Source organism: Stenotrophomonas sp. 05L44_2, assembly GCF_056665995.1.
The window spans coordinates 1-2,395 of record NZ_JBFTNR010000647.1; the positions used below are offsets into that span (position 1 = coordinate 1).

Below are 2,395 nucleotides of genomic sequence, written 5' to 3' on the forward strand. Positions count from 1 at the left end.
CGCGGGGGTGTCCGCGGCATGGATGCCGCGGCCAAGCCCCCAGGGATGGGTTCACGGCGTCCCCCGCGAACCCACCGCCCCCAGCCAAACCAGCGCTTTCCGCGACCAACCGTCCACCCACGAGGGGCTGCGCCGTTCGCGGCAACATCACTTCGCCGGCGACACCCACATGTCGATGACCGCGCTGAACACCTCCGTCCCCGCGCGGTCGCGCACACTCACCGTCACCGGCAACGCATAGCCTTCGGTCGCCACCACGATCGGCTGCGCCGGCAATGCCGTCGCCTGCAGCGTGCCGCGCGCCTTGGCCAGGTACTGCACCTGCATGCCCTTCGGGATCCAGCGCATGCCCTTGGGCAGCGACGCATCGACCATCAGCCCGGCGGTCAGTTCGGCCAGGTTGCACATTGCGATCGCGTGCACCGTGCCGATGTGGTTGCGCACCTTGCGGCGGTCGGCCAGCGTGCCCTCGCAGCGGCCGTTCTCCAGGCGCATGATGCGCGGGGCGATGCTGGCGAAATAGGGCGCCTTGAAGCACACCGCGCGCGAGAACAGCCAAGTACCGGCAGGCCAGCGCTGCAGGCGGTGGTAGAGCGAAAGCAGGGGCGTGGACATGGCGGTTTCCGGTCGGCGGACAAAGCGACGGCGGGCCAGGCCCGCCGTCGAGGCAACGCGTCGCGGGCGATCAGGCCGCCTGCGAGTGCGGGTCCTTGTTCTGGCGGTCGTAGTAGCTGGCCGCGCGCAGTTCGTGGGTGTCGAAGTCGTCCACGGTGATGGTGTCCAGGGTCAGCGTACGCAGCTCTTCCAGCAGGCTGCGCTCGTCCTGGGTGATCACGCCTTCGGCCACGGCCTCGTCGAGCTGGCTGTTGAAGTCCAGCGCCTCGATGCCCTTGCTCTTCAGCGCCTTCAGGAACTTGCGCTCCACCGGCTCGGCCATGATCGCCTTGCTCAGGTAGCTGTTGATGCGGCCACCCGGGTTGTTCTCGCAGGGGGTCAGGAACACGCCGCTGGCGAGGCGGTCGCGGGCTTCGTTCGGGGCCATCAGCAGCGCAGCCACGCGACGGCTCAGGCGGTCGCCCGGGGCCTCGGCACGACGGCCCAGCGGGAAGATCAGTGCCCACATCAGCCAGCCGATCGGACGGATCGGGAAGTTGCGCAGGGCAGCCGACAGCGATTCCTCGATCTTGTGCACGCTGTCATGGAAGGCCCAGGCCAGCAGCGGCTGGTCGGCCTGCGGCGCGCCTTCGTCGTGGTAGCGCTTGAGCATGGCGCTGGTCATGTAGACATGGCTCAGCACGTCGCCCAGGCGGCCGGACAGCGATTCCTTGAACTTCAGCTTGCCGCCGAGCGTCATCATCGAGATGTCGGCCATCAGCGCCAGGTTGGCCGAGTAACGGTCCAGCTTGCGGAAGTAGCGGCGGGTGTAGGCGTCGCCCGGGGCAGCGCCGAAGCGTGCGCCGGTCAGGCCGAACCAGAACGAACGAACAGCATTGGAGATGCCGTAGCGGATGTGGCCGAACAGGCTGCGGTCGAAGTCCTGCAGGCCGGCACGGGTGTCGGGGTCCTGAGCGGCCTTCATTTCCTTCAGCACCCACGGGTGGCAGAGGATCGCACCCTGGCCGAAGATCAGCAGGCTGCGGGTCATGATGTTGGCGCCTTCCACCGTGATGGCGATCGGCGCGGCCTGCCAGCTGCGGCCGGCGAAGTTGCGCGGCCCCAGGATGATGCCCTTGCCGCCGATCACGTCCATCATGTCCGAGATCACTTCGCGGCTCATGTTGGTGCAGTGGTACTTGGCGATCGCCGACGGCACCGACGGCACGTCACCGCGGTCCACAGCAGCGGCGGTGGCCTGCGACAGCGCGCTGATCTTGTACGCCTTGCCRCCGATGCGGGCCAGCGCTTCTTCCACGCCTTCGAAGCGGCCGACCGACAGGCCGAACTGCTTGCGGATGCGCGCATAGGCGCCGGTGACCGCGGCACCCGCCTTGGCACCGCCGCTGGCGGTGGAAGGCAGGGTGATGGAACGACCCACGGCCAGGCACTCGTTGAGCATGTTCCAGCCCTTGCCGGCCATCGCAGCGCCACCGATCAGCTGGGTCAGCGGAATGAACACGTCCTTGCCGCGGATCGGGCCGTTCTGGAACRYCGMGTTCAGCGGSMAGTGGCGRCGGCCGATTTCAACGCCGGCGGTCTCGCGCGGCAGCAGGCCCAGGGTGATGCCGATATCGCGGGTCTGGCCGATCAGGCCATCCGGATCGTACATGCGGAAGGCCAGGCCGATCAGCGAGGCGACCGGCGCCAGGGTGATGTAGCGCTTGTCGAAGGTCAGCTTGACGCCGAGCACCTGCTCGCCGTTCCACTCGCCCTTGCAGACGATGCCGTAGTCGGGAAT

At 68.0% G+C, this 2,395-nt stretch carries 2 protein-coding genes; both read right to left on the bottom strand.

Annotation, left to right across the window (positions count from 1 at the left end; genetic code table 11):
• Nucleotides 1–147 precede the first annotated feature (147 nt).
• Entirely contained in the window at nt 148–615 is a 468-nt protein-coding gene (locus tag AC1VAN_RS18695) for a hotdog fold domain-containing protein (RefSeq protein WP_282280623.1), read from the bottom strand.
• Nucleotides 616–685: 70 nt separating this feature from the next.
• Nucleotides 686–2,395: acyl-CoA dehydrogenase (locus AC1VAN_RS18700; RefSeq protein WP_480986427.1), on the bottom strand; the 1,710-nt coding region annotated here is incomplete at its 5' end.

Coding starts and splice junctions, on each gene's coding strand:
- AC1VAN_RS18695 (WP_282280623.1), bottom strand. CDS start 615: ATGTCCACGCCCCTGCTTTCGCTCTACCACCGCCTGCAGCGCTGGCCT.